The sequence below is a fragment of the Bacillus sp. FSL H8-0545 genome (genome assembly GCF_038006105.1).
In the GTDB taxonomy this organism is placed as follows: Bacteria; Bacillota; Bacilli; order Bacillales; family Bacillaceae_G; genus Bacillus_A; species Bacillus_A cereus_U.
The window spans coordinates 84,878-100,656 of sequence record NZ_JBBOUO010000003.1 but is presented as its reverse complement, the minus strand read 5'-3'; the positions used below and the strand labels follow the sequence as shown (position 1 = coordinate 100,656).

The following is a 15,779-nucleotide window of genomic DNA, read 5'->3' as shown; positions in this document are numbered from 1 at the left end:
TTGTTGTTGATAAATATACTTTACTTTTCCCATTTCTCTTTTACAAGTAAGATCACTACTTTGCGGTCTACTGTCACTACCCCACATAGCCATCAAGTTAATAAAAATCCTCCAGATGCTGAAAGCATCTGGAGTTCGTGGCGATCTCATTTAGCGATTCATATTTATAAAAAATAGATTTTTTTTGGATGATTAATAACCTTTGTGTCCATGACTGTCAAATGTATAGGTTTTTCCGTCAATTTCAACCTTGGTATCTGTATAAATTGAACCATCCTGTTTAGCATAATACGTAAAGTATCCGTAATTAGGGAAATGGTAGCCACCACCAACTTGGAACCATCCTATCTTAGCTGCTCCAGATTCATCGAAGTAATAGCTTTTACCATCGATTTCTTGCCAGCCCGTTTGCATTTCGCCTTTATCGTCATAATGGTATATCTTACCATCAACTTTATCAAATCCTGTCAGCTTAGCTTCTCCGTCATGATTAAAATAATATCTTTTTCCGTCAATGGTTTCATGACCATCGAAAGTATAGTGCGCGCCGTCTTTGAAATGATATTTCTTTCCATCAATCATTTTCCAACCAGAATAAGTAGCTCCTTCTTCTAAGCTGTAATATACCAGTGCAGGCTGCTCTTTTCCATCCCATCCAGGTAAAGAAATTTTAGAGACCCCATTTTTTCTAATAGAACCGTCTTTTCCAAATACTAACACTTTGTCATTGAAATTAACAGTCTCCCAATTATTATCTAGCGCTTCTCCATTGAACTTAGAAGCTCTCTCAAGTACACCTTTGTCAGAAAAGTGAAGAATTCTTTTTTCATCTTCTATACGTATTTCATTTTTAGTTGCATTGTAATTTTGGAAATAATAAATTTTACCATCAATTTCCCGCAAACCTTCTTTAATAATTGCTCCAGAAGCATCAGAATAGTGTAGACCATTTTGATCTTCCTTCCATGCTGATCGTAGCACAGAACCATCGTCATTGAAGTTGTAGTACTTCCCATCAATCTGGTATCCATTTGTATTGATTAATCCTGTATTCAATTCAAAGTAATATGTCTTTCCCTCAACTTCATGCCAACCTGTCAAGAGAATTCCATCAGAGCCTGCATAATACTGATTGCCATTTCGGTTCACCCAACTGTTCTTTATTACGGTTCCAGAAGAATCTTTTGCAATCAATTTAGTAGAATCCTTTTCATCAGATATTATCTGTATTCCATCATACTTCTGTCTCTCATTTTTTTTACCTGGATACCACTCTTTTAACCAGTTATGAATTTCATTGTTGCTTTTTGCAGTGAAATGAATTTCGGAGTTGAAACTCGAATCAGTACCAAACTGTTGAATGTTAGAATTACCAGCCAAACTTACTCCATTCTTGTTTTTCAAATGGAACTGGAATTTATTATCAGAAGAATTACCAGTCTGAACAAGTTCAAACACTTCATCATCACCAATCGAATCAGAATATTGAAGTGCATTTCCTTCTTTCCCTGAAAGATATTTTGAACCTGTTTTTACGATTACTTTATTCGTCCCTTTTTTATAGGGGATAATTTGAAAAGGGTTACCGTTATTTAGTGCATTAAATGGTAGTGCAATAGGTGTCTCTAGGATTTTTGTAGAGTCCGCCAATATATCAGTTGAGCGATCATTAAAATCTGCAAGAGCCTTAGGGTTATTTGTAACATAATTCGAAAGAACTTCTCTGTATACCGGATGAGAAGTCATTGTTGCAACTTTCTTTTGTTCTTCTGTTAAATAAGAGAAACGATCCACCCCTAAACCTTTAAAACCATCAAGGGAATTTTCTCCAAATCTCTTCTTATAAAAGTTGTCAACAAGAATGCTATTTTGACCAGATGTTTTTTCTACATATATAATAATAGATTGGTTAAGCGCAACTCCGGTTTTCCCTTCATTCAATTGCTCTTGTGTAATGTAAAGAAGATTGTGTTCTGAAGTAGATTCTGCATCAGGATTTAGATCTACAATTGTACCCGCTTCTGTAATCTTAAGCTGTTGCCCTGATTTTAATTTGTGAATTTCGCTTTTTCCATTTGGATAGAGCACTTTAACCGGTCTAGTAAAATTCGAATCATCTTTCGTATGATGCATAGAAAGATTAAATTCTCCAGATTTAAAACTAGGAGCTCTGTAAGATATATTTTCAGCATAAGGACCAGTGTAACCTGTTAAGTCAGGATCCCCCACCTCTATCCCAAGTCCTTCATAAATGTCTTTCACTATACCTAATGAAGTAATCCCCACATCGAGTACGGTCGCTATACCTGCGCTAGCCTTGTTTTCTGCAATAGGTGCCATAGAAAAAAGAATGCCTAATGCCGCTGCAGTAGGAATTACTTTCTTTCCAATTCCAATTGTTTTAAATTTTTTCTTCATTTTTGTTGTCCTCTCTTAGTAAGATTTAGCCTAGATTACTTACATGTAACACTGTAAAAAACAAACATATAAATACTGTCGTATATTGATTTAAAATATAAAATCAATATTTATAAATTCATCTTAGTTTAAAAACCTTTCAAATTACTTTCATAAATGTTACAAAAGTCTTACATTAATATATTATAAGATTTTGATTTTTTCGATATTCTATATTTTTTTCAGCTTGGCCCCATGCTCATTAAGCGAAGATTTTTAAGTATCCCCAAAACAAAATTTTTATTTGTAAAATGAATGAAGTAGTAAACAAGAAAGGCTGGCAAAATGCCAACCTTTCTTGTTTTTTGGGTCTCAATTTTTAATTTAATAAGATATATCGGTGGTTTACTTATGTATCAATCCTTTTATTTCTATCGGTATTTCCAAGTTTAAGAAATTACTTGCAAGAGTCCTGACGTGTTTGTATGAGAAGCAATGAAAGGGTTTTGTAACATTTACGAAAGACTTTTGAGAGTTATTTAAATTAAGATAAACTTACCGATGTTAATTTAAATATGTTGGAAACAGTATAAATTAGAAAGTAAGGAGCACATCCATGAAGGAAAAGATAAAGAGATGTATAAAAAAAATCCCCCCTGTAGGAATAGCGATGGGGATTGTATTCAGCTTGAACCCATTTACAAAACATAAAGCGAAAGCAGACGTTGATACAAGAGAAACGATTCTTACAACATTTGGAGATACCTATGATACGTTTCTAAAAGAGCCTTTTGTTATTTTTTTATCAGAAGAAAGTGCTAAAAATGATTATACAGCTAACAATGAAAACCGTGCTTACAAATCTCCTACTTTTAACAAAGGAGAATTTGGTATTAGTGTGTATGATTATAATAAAAACCAAAACTTTTCTAAGAGAATTAAAATTTTCTATAAAGATGGGAAAGTTGAATATAAAACGATAAAACATGGTCAACAAATTCTCATTAAGCAAGCTGGTATCATAGTGGACTTAACTCCTGATGCCTCAGATCCATATGAACATGATATGTATTATATTACACAAAAACAATTAGATGACGGGAATACTGGTATTGCGCTTACGAATTGGCAAACATATTACTTAAAAAGTGACAATAGTGGTCAAATGAATGGTCCTTTAGCTCTAAAGTATATTAGACAGGAGTTTCCAAATATAAAACCAGGTAGTGCTTCTTTTGACCTAATGAAACTTTTTCATGCACTACCAGAAGAGAAACGAAAACTGGCAACATTAACTTCGAATCCAGTAAAAGAATCTGATATTTTTAGTTATACCTCTGATGAGCTTGCTGAGATAAAGAGACATAAGCTTGCTGTCGTTACACAGCATAAAAATGAAGAATGTTCTTCTATTTCTGTGAAAATTAGAAACAGGGATAACGTCTTGCGAACATGGAAGGATAGTACGAATATTTCTGCTTCATCTAATTGGATCCCAGAAGATAGGAGCATATTTACAATTATTCCAATTGAAAAAGGATCTAACAAGGTGTACATAGAAGCAAATGCAACCTATCTTACATCTGCAAGTGGTGAGCTGGGCGTTACAGGATTTCGCGCTTATGGACAAGTATGGACACTTGTTAATTATGGATTTGAAAGCTTCTCTTTAAAAAATAACCACGGACAATATTTATCTGTTAATGATACATCCGTGTGTCTTACTGACAAGCCTGATAAAAACACTATATTTGCCATTACTATTCAAAAAGATAAATGGAATGAGTGGCTAGCTAAATGGTATTCTAGCAAATAAAATGCAAGTTGATATTACCTCTAGAAGCTTTACAAACATTTTTAACGAGTAACGAACCAACAAGCCAATTTTCTGTACGTTAAGGAAATCGGCTACACAGATCCCTAAGTTGTTTTTAATCAAGCTTTATTTCAAACCAAAAATAATTCGCCCTTACGTTGAGTATATGTATTCAACGTAAGGGCCCTTTTAAATTCATATTTTAATTTTCTTGGTTAAGATAACGTATATATCTCGGCTGAACCCCTTATTCCCCCTTTTCGAGGGGATGGGCAAAAACACCCAAAATAGAGTCGGCATCAGTGCCGTACAAGAGATATATGCAGCGCAAGCTTATTACAAAGCACATGAAGGATGGGTTGTAACGAACAGTGTATATACAAGACAAGCAAAGGAATTAGCGGAGGCATGCCATGTAAAACTAATAGATCGTGTAGAACTTCAGAAATTGATTAATAAAATTAATCCCGAATATTCGGCTGAAGATGTATATCAAGGAGTAAAACCTGAAGAACGGAAATGCCCAACATGTAAAAATCATTTAGTCGTTCGAAATTCGAATAAAACAGGAAATAAGTTTTTTGGCTGTTCTCAATATCCTACATGTACACATACAGAACCAATAAATACATGAGCTGAGATGAAAATCCAGCTCTTTTGTTATTTTTAGGAATTAATTATAAAAATCATACTCTCATCAAAAAACGACTTCTCAGATTCCGTTATAACAAATGTTTATTTAGTAGTGAATGACATAAGACCTAAACAACAAGAAATGTGTTAAAAGCGAAAATAAACGGTTTAAAGCGAGTTAAGGATGTTATTAAGAATTTTTTATAAAATATCTGAAAAATGTGGATTTGAAATAAAGTTTAATCGTTTATAACAAAGTTTAACCGTTTTGAAAAAAGATTAACTGTTTATAAAAAAATTGCACCGTTTTACCCTTAGGATTTAGTATTTAAAGAGGGGTTATTTATTTTTGATAGGTTTTATAAGGATTACAGCTATTTTTCAAGACTAAAAATTACTTTCTATTTTGTATATTAATTGCAATTATACTGCGCCCTCCGCTATGCTTAGGTTGTGACATAATAAGAGGACGTTAATTATGAATAACAAAATTTTTAGGTAGGTGTGAATAGTGTTATATAGAGTGGATAATTTCAACTTTTCCGGAAAATACAACTGTTGGGGTGGATCTATAAACGTAAATTGTTCCGTTTCGTTTTTTGAACAAAAAAAAATTGAGATAGAGGGGGATTTAGAAAGTAACCAACCTTTAACAAAAGAAGCTTATAATACGCTATGTTATTTAAAGGCACACTTTGATATTGTTTATGAAAATATACTAAAGGGTCTATTTGAATTGCAATTTAAAGATTTAATGAGATACGAGATATATAATGAAAATGACGACTCCTTTAGTCCTATTACTTTTAATAGTATGGAAGAAATCCACCCTTATATAGGAACTCCTACATTTGAGATTTTACCTGATTATACGAAGGACAACTATGCTTATTTTACAATTTCATTTAATAAAGGTTGCTTGCTATCTATTGAACATGGTCTTACAGCTTTATTTTTTAAAAATGATATGATTCATATTCAGCCTTCTGATTCATATTGTATGCTTCAAATGCTTATGGGTTACGAGGAAGACTGTGCAAAGTGGCAAAAAGATTTTTGGTTAGTATGTTTTGAACTAGCTAAGAACAATTTATTTAACGATAGAGAATTGGTTAGAGATAATTGGTTGAAAAGTAAATAACCCTCTTAGTTTTTAAACAGAAATCTTGAAAACAAAACTGATGATAGTATAAATTCATGGACACATCTAAATGAGTTCCTTTTCTTTCTACTAAAATTAACGTTTGTAGCATCTTTTTAATCAATCTTTATTTCAAACCAACAAATATTCACTGAAAGGATGATAGGTTTTATTTTCTATTATGTCCTCTTGTTGATTTAAAAGAAAGTTACGATGAGTTATACGCTGATTCGGTTGGTACAATTGTATACGCAAGCACTTCTTTTAAACCATCTTCACAAATGCCAACAGCGATGTATACAGCTTTCGTCATATTTGAAATGGTTTGAGGCGTGTAGTGATGGCCGTACATTTTCTCAATTAAATGTGCGATTTTCGTCATTGTAATTCCTTTTTGAAACAGATGGATAACGGTTGCCTTCTAACGTATCATTTGAGCGCTGGTAAGGTGCCACCGTCTGTTGTTTAAATTCACCGTTACGGTCACTTATAAAAAGTCTCTTCCTTTTTTCTAACACGTAACCATTGATACCTTATCGACACCAAAACCTGCTGTTATTATCTAATTTTGAGAAAAAGACCTTTATTTAAAAATAAAACAATGTTATTTTGATGGCGGATTTCAAATTAAAATGCATTTTTATCAAAATAAGGTACTAAGAAGCTATATAGAAAAATAGATAGCAAGCAAAAAGGCAATACTACCTACCAAAAAAATAAAAGATATGGAACCAACTTTAATTGCTTCTTTTTTCATGAAATATCTTTCATCATTTGTAGTCAAGGTAAAATAAGAAGCTAAAAACCAAAATAAACAGGTAACTAATACTACAAAACTAGCAATCATTATAAAAAAAGCTCATATTATCAAATTAAGCACTTTATTTCCTCCATCCTTATAAACTATAAAATATGTTCGGGTATGTAGTGAGGTATTGTACTGTTTAATTAACTAAGAATTTTAAGTGAAATAGATAACTCTTTTATTTTACGCTGTCGAATATACTCTATCCAAACGATAACACGTTACTACCTCTTTTCATGATTCTTATTAATTAATAACTAGTTGTCTTCTCTTTATATACACTTGATACTACTCTTTATCTAAGTTAATTTTCTTATTTTTAGTTTCTCGATTCTTTTTCAGTTTTTTAATAAAATGACGAACCCATAATACCGTAAGAGCTACATACCCTAATATTGCTGTTGGATTGATAATATACGCCTTTATAAACTCATGCGTTTTTGGAAATTCATCATAGTCTTCTAATAAAATAACGTGCATCATAATCCACATAGACGTGTTAAATAAAAAGCCACAAAGTAATCTAATGTTATACTCGTCTTTTCTATCTTCCATTATAATTCACTACTTTCTATTAGATAATTTAAATGAAATAGTTTAAATATACCATAAATAATAAAAACACTTGGATTTGAGTCAATATCTTGGACACAAAAAAGTTAAGTCTATGCTACTTCTCTAGATCTTCTATTGCTTGGGGTGCTACTATGAATTCTCTTGCGGTTATACCATCCCTCGATGTATTGAAATAGTGCTAAGTTTGCTTGTTCAAATGTGACATATTTTGTACGATATACTTCTTCTTTCTTTAAAGTGGCATGAAACGATTCCATACAAGCATTATCATATGGACACCCTTTTTTGCTGAAAGAGGGTTTGATTTTATAATTCGTCTGAATTTGAAATAGAGTCACGATGTTTGTAAGAAAGACGCAAAGTTTTGAATAAAGTTGCGATGCTTTATCTCTTCAATCAAAGAATTCTAAATGGGTTTTGATCAAACTTTTTTATAAAACTGAAAGTTCATTTGAAAAGAAAAGGATTCAGTTTGATTAAACTTTATTCAAACTGAATCCTTTTAATTTACTATAAAATACGTGTTTATAAGATGCTTTTAATCAAACTTTATTTCAAAGCAACAAAAAAAACAACAAATAACCTTGTAGGGTTGTTTGTTTTGCTATAAAATAGCCTTACAAGGTTATTTTATAGAGATAAGGAGTGAGAATATTGGAGAATACAGTAAAAGAAATCATTGATGATTTAGAGTATCTGTTCAGGAATGGAGAAATTGGTATGGAAGTAAGTAATCTGGCTTACTATCAGAGGTTTGCAAAGTATTGAATGCAACAGAAATGCGCTATGATTTACACATTCATGAATATGATGAGGATTCCCTGGTTGTTAAATTAGTGTAAAGTACAAATGTTTTAAGGGGTTAATTTTCTTGAAGTATAAAAAGGGAATGGGGAGGAAAAGGATATGAAAATTGGTACATCTGAATGGCTTTCTCTTAGTAAGGATATTAAGCTGAAGTTGATCCGTTTGGCTGTCATAGATAGTAAATATAAACAAGAAAAATAAAAACCCTTCATTTGCTTAACAGCAAACAAAGGGCTTAGTTAATGAGTGACTGAAGTAGAAGGAAATCTCGTCCATTTCCTTCTTTATTTATTGTAACATAAAAGGAAAAGCACAAACAAAGGAGAATTCTCATGAAAGAAATCGATAAATACATGACACCATCTGAAGCAGCTTTTTACTGGAGGATTCCTCGTGAGACAATTAAGAATAAATATAGCCCTTCTTTAATGAACGAGAAGCAAATAAATGATTTAGAACGCATGTTACAAGAAGGTTTAGTGAAGTATTTTTTGCATCCTGAAGGGAAGCGTAAGGAATGGATTATAAGCCGACAGGCAATGTATGAATGGTTTGGAGAACCAAAAGACAAGTAGGAAAGGGGGATAATAATGCAAGAGGAAACATTTTCTCTCTGGGGAGGATTTAAGAGTGCATTTCGTTTGATTATTTGGTTTTGGATCGTTATGTTTTTGCTATTTGGTGAAAGTTTGCTACAATAGAATGAAGTCGAATATGAATACCCTTAGGCAGCTCTCATAGGTGTAAGATCTATGGGGGCGTTTTTAACAAGGGGAATATAAAATTTCACGTACCATAATGTTTAATAAAAAATAAACTACATAATCAATAGTCTACATTTAATTTTGTGCCTAATTAATCCGCTTAATGGATTCGGTCTCGTCTGTTTTGGATACTATTTTATGTGAAATGGAGATATTATTTTTATTTCGGATAGATTTATTGCGAAATATGTACCTAGACCAGTATTTAAATTTAAATACTTATCAATTGAAAAGTAGAACTGTTTGGTGTTATTTTTAAATAAAGTTACAGTGTTTATAAAAAAATTGCGATGTTTTGTCCCTTTGGATCTGTTTATCTAAAGGGATGTTTTTATAGTGAAAAGAAGATCTGAACTGAAAGGCGGATTAAGGAACTGTTGAGTAGCAATAAAGTTACTCCACTAAAGGGCCATTTAATGGAGGAAGAATATTAAGAAAAATTGAATACTTATGGTAATGATAGTATGGTGTTTGTGAAAGATGTACTTAAACAAACGGGCAGGATAATGAAATAAAATAAGGGGAGGGTTTTTATGTCGGAATTTTTAGTAAATCTATTTCAAATCAGAGATACTTCATTTAATATTGGATTAAAGTTCGGTAAGTATTTACATAATAACCCACTGTTAAAAGTCTTGGATTCAATAACAAGACCAGAGATAGACTATAAAAATTTGAAATCCATTTATTCGGCCTTAGCACCTCATTTACTTGAAGAGTTAGATGGACTAGCTAATGGATTAGAGATTTCTACCAAAAAGTCTGCTTCTTTGTTTAGTGGCTATGATGTACCAAGGACAGAAGCTATGGGATGTTCTGCAATTATTACAAAAGAATATTATGTTAGGAATTATGATTTTTCTCCCGCTCTTTATGATGGGATTTTTAGCTTAGTTCAATCTGAAGAAGCCTTTGCAACAGCAGGATATAATCTTCAAGTTTTAGGAAGGCATGATGGAATTAACCAAAAAGGGTTAGTAGCAGGATTGCACTTTGTAAGTAATAATAGTTACTCAAAAGGTATATCTCCATGGACCGCGATTAGGATGGTTTTGGATATGTGTTCTTCAGTTGATGATGCAATTCAAATGTTGAAAGAAATCCCTCATGCAGCGTGTTACAACTTTTCACTTGGTGACAAAAATGGCAATATGGCAGTAGTTGAAGCTAGTCCAGAGAAAGTAATTGTGAGGCTTGGACAATCATCATTATCTTGTGTTAATCATTTTCAGGACGAGATGCTAAAAAATAAAAACAGAGTATCTATTGATGGTTCGGTTAAACGCAATAGTTATCTTCAAGAAATTTCCAATAAAAATCTCGCACATCAAGAAATGTTTGATGAATTTAAAGATAAAAATTCACCATTATTTTTTACTGATTATGAAAACTTATTTGGAACCCTTCATACGTTATCATACTCTTATCAAAATTCTAGAATCATAACCACCATTGCACAAAGTGAGTATGTCTTGGATTTTAACTTTCAAGATTGGGTTGATGGTGAGAATGTAAAAGAACAAATGCTAAGAGGTATAATAGATTAAATTTTATTTATTATTTTGTGAATATTATTAAGCTAACGCGTGCTTTAGCGAAAGAAGAAATAATTGATTTTATAATTGAGATCCTATTTTAGTTATTCCATTATCGGGCGCTTTAATTGAGCAAGGATCCCAAAAATTATCAAACTTTTTTATAAAAGGATGATTCAATTGAATATAGAAAAAGCGTGTTTTGATCAATCTTTTTTCAAAACACGCTTTTTCTATTTGCTCTTTTATCAAGGTTCATTAAGTTAATTTAATCAAACTTTATTCCAAGGCTACAATATACGTCATTTAATTGTGGTAAAATTTAGTTAATTTATTATATTAAAGGGGATTTGAACATGTCTATATGGAAAGGGTCAGCAGCAATTTGTATAAACTCAAGAGATGAAATACTAATGGTAGCACAGGAGAAACCAAATGAGCCTGAACTTTGGTCTGTTCCTTCAGGTGGAGTAGAGGAAAAGGAAACATTTGAAGAGTGTTGCATTCGTGAAGTTTGGGAAGAAACGGGCTACCAAGTGCAAATTGTTCAAAAAATACATGAACGAGATGGAATTACATATGGCGTAGATGTTCATGTTGAATATTTTGAAGTTGAACTAGTTGGTGGAGAAAAGAAAATTCAGGATCCAGATGAGTTGATTCAAGATATTTGCTGGAAGCCAATATCTGAGATTAATAAACTTAAAATGCTATTTGAAAAAGAGCGAGATATATTACTGAATTACATACAAGAAAGAAAAGGTTAGAATCTTAATTAACTTCTAATAACGATAATTATGTAAATAAGCTGTCCATATGGACAGCTTATTTTATGTTTTTGCTTAGCATGGTTTTTTTCCAAAATGCTGGCGATACCCCTCCACTTTCCTATAAGGCGTATCGCCAACATTTTTGTTCAAATTTTTTAAAACCAACAATTACGCCATTGTTTTCATTCTCATAATTGTTGTTAACCTGGCTAATTCTTTAAGATAACAATATTCGCATATTTTTTGATTAGATAGTTGTAGAGTTCTAATTTTAATATTCTTCATTTCCTTTTTATCAGTCTCTTCAAAATCTGTAGCAGCTTCCTTTAATTTTCTTAATTGCATCCGATTAACAGGCTCTATTTGTTCATTACATAATAAACATAATTTCATAATTTCACTCCATCGTAGTTAAAGATTTTATTTAATTTTCTATTAATCCATTTAACTTTCCTTACTTTCTCTCTTCTTCTTAGCACGTAACAAAGTACTTTCACTGATTCCTGTCATTTCCGCCACCTGTGTATAAGAATTAGTTTTTAATAATTCAAGTGCAAGATCTATCTGTTTCTTCGTATATTTCTTTGGTCGTCCTTCTTTAAAATCTGGTTTCAGCTTAGCAATTGCTTTTCCTTCTTGTGTTCTTTCAAAAATCATATCTCGTTCAAATTCTGCAAAGGCACTCATAATAGTAAATATTAACCTACCTGTTGGTGTATCTTCTATCACACCCATATTTATTACATGTACCTTGATTCCTTTTTCAAATAATATTTTAATTGTTTTCATTCCATCAATAGTTGACCGGGCAAAACGATCTAATTTTGTAATAACAAGCGTATCACCATTTTTCAACACTGAAAGTAGTTCTTGAAATTTTGGCCGTTCAAATTTAGTTCCAGTAAACTTTTCTGAATAAATTTCTTCACAACCCTCTTTTTTTAACATTTGAATTTGTGACTCTAAATCCTGATTCAAGGTACTTACCCTTGCATACCCATATTTCACCTAAAACTCTCCTTTTTTTCGCTTCACTTATGAATACCAGTTATGACGGTGGTTTATATACTGATTTTATCACACACCCAAAAAATTACAACACCACCTTCAAAACTTTTAAGTTATGAACATCTCAACTTCATAACCTTTACTCCAGTAATTACGAAATCTACACAGATAACTTTATTATGTATACTCAGGACGCAAAAGAACACTTAAAATTAGTGCAAATTATCTCCTAAAGTGACATATATGTTTACGATATTTCGTAAACCCTTAAGGGCGTAGGCTTGGGCTAAAAAAAGTTTCTAAGGCAAGTGTCTATAGAGAACAACCACGCATAAATTTGACTAATTTCCCTTACAGCAAGTAACAGCTAGATACTTCTATTTTGTACAATTAGAGATAATAAAAAAGCATCCAATTAAGGACGCCCGTACCAGTCACCTGCATTAGCCTCTTCATATTCAGCTTCAAGTCTCATCTCTTCAAGGCTCATATCTTCGTAATATATTTCAGCATATATTTCAGCTTGTTGTTCCTCATATTCTTCAGTAGTAAGTTCAAAACGTGAATCTTGAATTATATCATCTAAATCCTCAATGTGTTTTTCAAGAAATTCAATCGTTTCTTCATAACATATTTGTAGCTTTGTAACCAAAGTTTCTGTTTCCTGTTCATCTAATTCCACTTCATAGTGCATGAATTGGTTACGAATTTTATTCACATATAAAATAGATCCCCTAAAGTTCTCAGGAATATCAATATCACATAGGTATTCAACTCTTGTTAACGCTTCAAAAAGACTAACAGTCTTCAATTTTTTATTTATGTCAAATACTGTTTTGGCATCCTCCTTCTTCTTCAACTTTTGCTTTGCCTCTAAATATTCATTTATTTTATCAAACATTAAAGATGGACTATGTTTTTTTAGGATTAGCTTAAGAAGTAGTTCTACCCCATGATTAAGGAAGATAACAGAGTCTTTTAACCTATGTTGCCCTCCCTCAGCTATGTTTTTTAATGTTTCTAAGTTTTCATATGCTGACTTTAGTGAATCAGCACCATTATCAAGTAATGTAAATTTCAACAACATTCATCTCCTTTATATATCCAATTATTCAATTCGACAAATCACCCTATTTTACTGTTCAATAAGTATCTGTGATTAACAAATTACCTAATCTTATAACTAATGATACATCTCTAGTTCATTAAGGTTAATCCCTGAATTTGTGACTTTAACAAAGCCAGTCATATCAAGGGGTTTTGTTAATCCCTAAACTTGTGACTAATAATCACCTGTAAATGGGTACTGGTTGCCACACATATTATTGTGAAGAACTGATAAATAAACACTATAACAGTAATAAAGATAAAACATTACCTCACTTCGTTCGGTGCTTCGCAAAATACTTAAAAGAGTAACTACTATATCTTAGCTATCAATAGTTATATACTTATAGTTACACTGAATGAACGTAGTGAATGAAGTGGCGTAAGCAATACTCTTTCATATAAATTTAATGCCACCTTAAACAGTGGTTCTGATAATAAACATAATTCCATATCTCCATACTTTCCCCTACTGATCTTAATTGATTGGTAGGGGAATTTCTTGTTTATGCAAAGAATTTACTATACCCATGTTCATGTGCCCAATGTTTAAAATTATCTCTCCAAATTAACTTAGCACAATCCTCCGAACAACCTCTATCAAAATTATCAACTTTAAAATTACGGTCATATGCTGAATAGTAACCTTCATCAGTCTTACTAGATACTTTCTCACCACACCAATTACACTTAAAAGACCAATTTCTTTTATCACTATTAAACTTCTTATATGTATACCTAGCCTTAGGAATCAAATGTTTACCCGTTTCATCTTCTTCTAACGAAATAGATACACACCTCATATAATCTAATAACTGCATATGTTTATTGTAATCATCTATATTAGGCATATCTTCACGCATATAAAACTCTTTAATTTCCTCAAACAATGCTTTTACATCTTCTTTTGAATAAACAGTGCCTCTTTCATCAGCTAAACAAGAATATTCTTTAGATTCCCCATTATCTTCTTGTACTTCTACTGGAATAACACGATAAAACTTAGGAAATACCCTTCTTATATCAATAGCCATTTATTTCATCCCCCTTAGTTTTAATAAATTTCCCCTTTTATAATGATAGCATTACATACAAAAAGAGAACATGGATTATCTCCACATTCCCTTTTCGTTTTTCCCCTATATAGGTCTTATCTCTCAAAAAATGTCTTAGCGTATAATATCCGCGTTTTGTCGGCAGAACCCCATATAGGAAAATATTCAAATGGATACTATGAATATAAACAAAAGCCTATCTGCGGATAAGTTTTTATTTTTCCTTTTTATATTATTTATTAAAAGATACAATAATTATTGAGAATAGAAGAAATTCGTCAAGAATGGGGGAATGTATGATGAATAATCGTATTAGTTACAAAGAGTTTAAAAGCTATCCTGATTTCGAAAATCGAGAAGAAGCAGCTAAGTGGCTTAAAGAAAAGTATGGAGAAGACTTCTTCTTTTTAAGAGAGAGCATGGACGAAGGGGAACCGTTGTATCATTACGATTACGTGCTTGATAGAGAAACATACGATAGAATGCAAGAGTGGAAGGAACGAAACAAATCTGTACTTTTTCCGCCTTGGGCTCCTGAAACTAAAGGGTTCACTGACTCTTTCCAAGAAATTCTTATTTGGGATGATGGAAAAGTAGAAGTAAAAGGTCCTAGTAATTAACAGCCTTCATTGGCTGTTTTTGTTACAAGTTAGTACAAAATTTCGTTCTGGGAATACTATAAAATTTTAGCTTGATTGGCATGAGGGGATGGAACATGTCATAATTCTAAAGATTACTTTGCTATATATTGTTGCTAATTTCTGATGGATATTCTTGAAAAGGGAGTAATGTTGTATGAAATCAATAAATGTAAATGGGAATATATATCATATTGAATGTGTTCCTTTTGAAGATAAGAGTGAGCAGGACGAAGAGGGATACTACGAATATTTTTACAAAGGACTCCATTTATCGTTTCACTCTGACAAAGAAATAATTAAAGCCCGAATTTATGACGACGAAGAAGAAATAATATATTTCTTAAAAAATCCAATTCTTGCTTTTGGTAAAGATTTTGAAGCGATAAAGGTATATATAATTAAAGAATATGATGTAAATAAATTTAAGATTCCAGGTGGGACAAAAGCCTATATAGAGTTATAGCCACAATCGATTTCTGTCTTTACCATGATACATTAAGTGCAATAGGAAGCATAAGATGACAATAAAACGGTCATTTTATGCTTCTTGGGGTACGGAAACGATTATGGGTTTCAAGGGCCACTCTGGAATTAAATACACGTTTCAATTTTGATAAGTGTATTTGAGAACCTCTAAATCCTTTAAAATCAATAACTTGTAATCTTCTCAATAGAGTACGCCCTATTGAGAAGATGGAAATGCAATTATACATATTTACATTTA

The 15,779-nt window shown here is 32.0% G+C and carries 13 protein-coding genes and 3 pseudogenes; 8 read left to right on the top strand and 8 right to left on the bottom strand.

Annotated features, from left to right (window positions below; all coding sequences use genetic code 11):
• Positions 1-192 precede the first annotated feature (192 nt).
• Positions 193-2,418, bottom strand: a complete 2,226-nt coding sequence (locus MHI07_RS28320) for an N-acetylmuramoyl-L-alanine amidase family protein (protein ID WP_340827208.1) — start codon at positions 2,416-2,418, stop codon at positions 193-195.
• A gap of 595 nt (positions 2,419-3,013) precedes the next feature.
• On the opposite strand from MHI07_RS28320, the gene MHI07_RS28315 reads away from it, so the two are divergent.
• From MHI07_RS28315 to MHI07_RS28305, 3 genes and pseudogenes are all read left to right on the top strand, one after another.
• A complete protein-coding gene (locus MHI07_RS28315) occupies positions 3,014-4,213 on the top strand; it encodes a hypothetical protein (RefSeq protein ID WP_340827207.1) in 1,200 nt (399 codons plus the stop codon).
• 283 nt (positions 4,214-4,496) lie between these two features.
• Positions 4,497-4,847, top strand: a pseudogene (locus MHI07_RS28310) (restriction endonuclease); the annotation flags it as partial.
• 510 nt (positions 4,848-5,357) lie between these two features.
• Positions 5,358-5,987, top strand: coding sequence for a DUF6985 domain-containing protein (locus MHI07_RS28305; protein ID WP_233151955.1), 630 nt, complete (start codon positions 5,358-5,360; stop codon positions 5,985-5,987).
• A 220-nt stretch (positions 5,988-6,207) separates the two neighbouring features.
• Here MHI07_RS28305 and MHI07_RS28300 read toward each other — a convergent pair.
• From MHI07_RS28300 to MHI07_RS28290, 3 genes and pseudogenes are all read right to left on the bottom strand, one after another.
• Positions 6,208-6,472, bottom strand: a pseudogene (locus MHI07_RS28300) (transposase); the annotation flags it as partial.
• Between the two features lie 608 nt (positions 6,473-7,080).
• The gene (locus MHI07_RS28295) at positions 7,081-7,347 is read right to left on the bottom strand and encodes a hypothetical protein (protein ID WP_070146043.1); all 267 of its coding nucleotides are present in this window, start codon (positions 7,345-7,347) and stop codon (positions 7,081-7,083) included.
• A gap of 110 nt (positions 7,348-7,457) precedes the next feature.
• Positions 7,458-7,682: pseudogene (locus MHI07_RS28290) on the bottom strand (integrase core domain-containing protein); the annotation flags it as partial.
• Between the two features lie 825 nt (positions 7,683-8,507).
• Here MHI07_RS28290 and MHI07_RS28285 point away from each other — a divergent pair.
• From MHI07_RS28285 to MHI07_RS28275, 3 genes are all read left to right on the top strand, one after another.
• Positions 8,508-8,750, top strand: a complete 243-nt coding sequence (locus MHI07_RS28285; protein WP_000658310.1) for a hypothetical protein — start codon at positions 8,508-8,510, stop codon at positions 8,748-8,750.
• Positions 8,751-9,472: 722 nt separating this feature from the next.
• Positions 9,473-10,486: a C45 family peptidase gene (locus MHI07_RS28280; protein WP_340827206.1), complete on the top strand. Its 1,014-nt coding sequence runs from the start codon at positions 9,473-9,475 to the stop codon at positions 10,484-10,486.
• A gap of 344 nt (positions 10,487-10,830) precedes the next feature.
• Positions 10,831-11,241 carry an NUDIX hydrolase gene (locus tag MHI07_RS28275; RefSeq protein WP_016128034.1) on the top strand — a complete coding sequence of 137 codons (411 nt, stop codon included), beginning with the start codon at positions 10,831-10,833 and terminating at the stop codon, positions 11,239-11,241.
• A gap of 171 nt (positions 11,242-11,412) precedes the next feature.
• On the opposite strand, the gene MHI07_RS28270 is transcribed toward MHI07_RS28275, so the two are convergent.
• The 4 genes from MHI07_RS28270 to MHI07_RS28255 all read right to left on the bottom strand — a co-directional run bounded on the left by MHI07_RS28270 (position 11,413) and on the right by MHI07_RS28255 (position 14,393).
• Positions 11,413-11,637 carry a hypothetical protein gene (locus MHI07_RS28270; RefSeq protein WP_098403952.1) on the bottom strand — a complete coding sequence of 75 codons (225 nt, stop codon included), beginning with the start codon at positions 11,635-11,637 and terminating at the stop codon, positions 11,413-11,415.
• A 51-nt stretch (positions 11,638-11,688) separates the two neighbouring features.
• Positions 11,689-12,252 carry a recombinase family protein gene (locus MHI07_RS28265; RefSeq protein WP_098403951.1) on the bottom strand — a complete coding sequence of 188 codons (564 nt, stop codon included), beginning with the start codon at positions 12,250-12,252 and terminating at the stop codon, positions 11,689-11,691.
• Between the two features lie 415 nt (positions 12,253-12,667).
• Positions 12,668-13,333 carry a hypothetical protein gene (locus MHI07_RS28260; RefSeq protein WP_097810509.1) on the bottom strand — a complete coding sequence of 222 codons (666 nt, stop codon included), beginning with the start codon at positions 13,331-13,333 and terminating at the stop codon, positions 12,668-12,670.
• Between the two features lie 532 nt (positions 13,334-13,865).
• The gene (locus MHI07_RS28255) at positions 13,866-14,393 is read right to left on the bottom strand and encodes a hypothetical protein (protein ID WP_340827205.1); all 528 of its coding nucleotides are present in this window, start codon (positions 14,391-14,393) and stop codon (positions 13,866-13,868) included.
• Between the two features lie 320 nt (positions 14,394-14,713).
• Here MHI07_RS28255 and MHI07_RS28250 point away from each other — a divergent pair, with 320 nt between their 5' ends.
• Positions 14,714-15,034 (top strand): hypothetical protein, encoded by a 321-nt coding sequence (locus tag MHI07_RS28250; protein WP_340827204.1) that lies wholly within the window; start codon positions 14,714-14,716, stop codon positions 15,032-15,034.
• Positions 15,035-15,209: 175 nt separating this feature from the next.
• Positions 15,210-15,518: a hypothetical protein gene (locus MHI07_RS28245; RefSeq protein WP_098589318.1), complete on the top strand. Its 309-nt coding sequence runs from the start codon at positions 15,210-15,212 to the stop codon at positions 15,516-15,518.
• Positions 15,519-15,779 lie beyond the last annotated feature (261 nt).

Excerpts from the sequence above, each read along its gene's own strand:
- MHI07_RS28320 (WP_340827208.1), bottom strand. The coding sequence starts at position 2,418 with ATGAAGAAAAAATTTAAAACAATTGGAATTGGAAAGAAAGTAATTCCT.
- MHI07_RS28315 (WP_340827207.1), top strand. The coding sequence starts at position 3,014 with ATGAAGGAAAAGATAAAGAGATGTATAAAAAAAATCCCCCCTGTAGGA.
- MHI07_RS28295 (WP_070146043.1), bottom strand. The coding sequence starts at position 7,347 with ATGGAAGATAGAAAAGACGAGTATAACATTAGATTACTTTGTGGCTTT.
- MHI07_RS28285 (WP_000658310.1), top strand. The coding sequence starts at position 8,508 with ATGAAAGAAATCGATAAATACATGACACCATCTGAAGCAGCTTTTTAC.
- MHI07_RS28280 (WP_340827206.1), top strand. The coding sequence starts at position 9,473 with ATGTCGGAATTTTTAGTAAATCTATTTCAAATCAGAGATACTTCATTT.
- MHI07_RS28275 (WP_016128034.1), top strand. The coding sequence starts at position 10,831 with ATGTCTATATGGAAAGGGTCAGCAGCAATTTGTATAAACTCAAGAGAT.
- MHI07_RS28270 (WP_098403952.1), bottom strand. The coding sequence starts at position 11,637 with ATGAAATTATGTTTATTATGTAATGAACAAATAGAGCCTGTTAATCGG.
- MHI07_RS28255 (WP_340827205.1), bottom strand. The coding sequence starts at position 14,393 with ATGGCTATTGATATAAGAAGGGTATTTCCTAAGTTTTATCGTGTTATT.
- MHI07_RS28250 (WP_340827204.1), top strand. The coding sequence starts at position 14,714 with ATGAATAATCGTATTAGTTACAAAGAGTTTAAAAGCTATCCTGATTTC.
- MHI07_RS28245 (WP_098589318.1), top strand. The coding sequence starts at position 15,210 with ATGAAATCAATAAATGTAAATGGGAATATATATCATATTGAATGTGTT.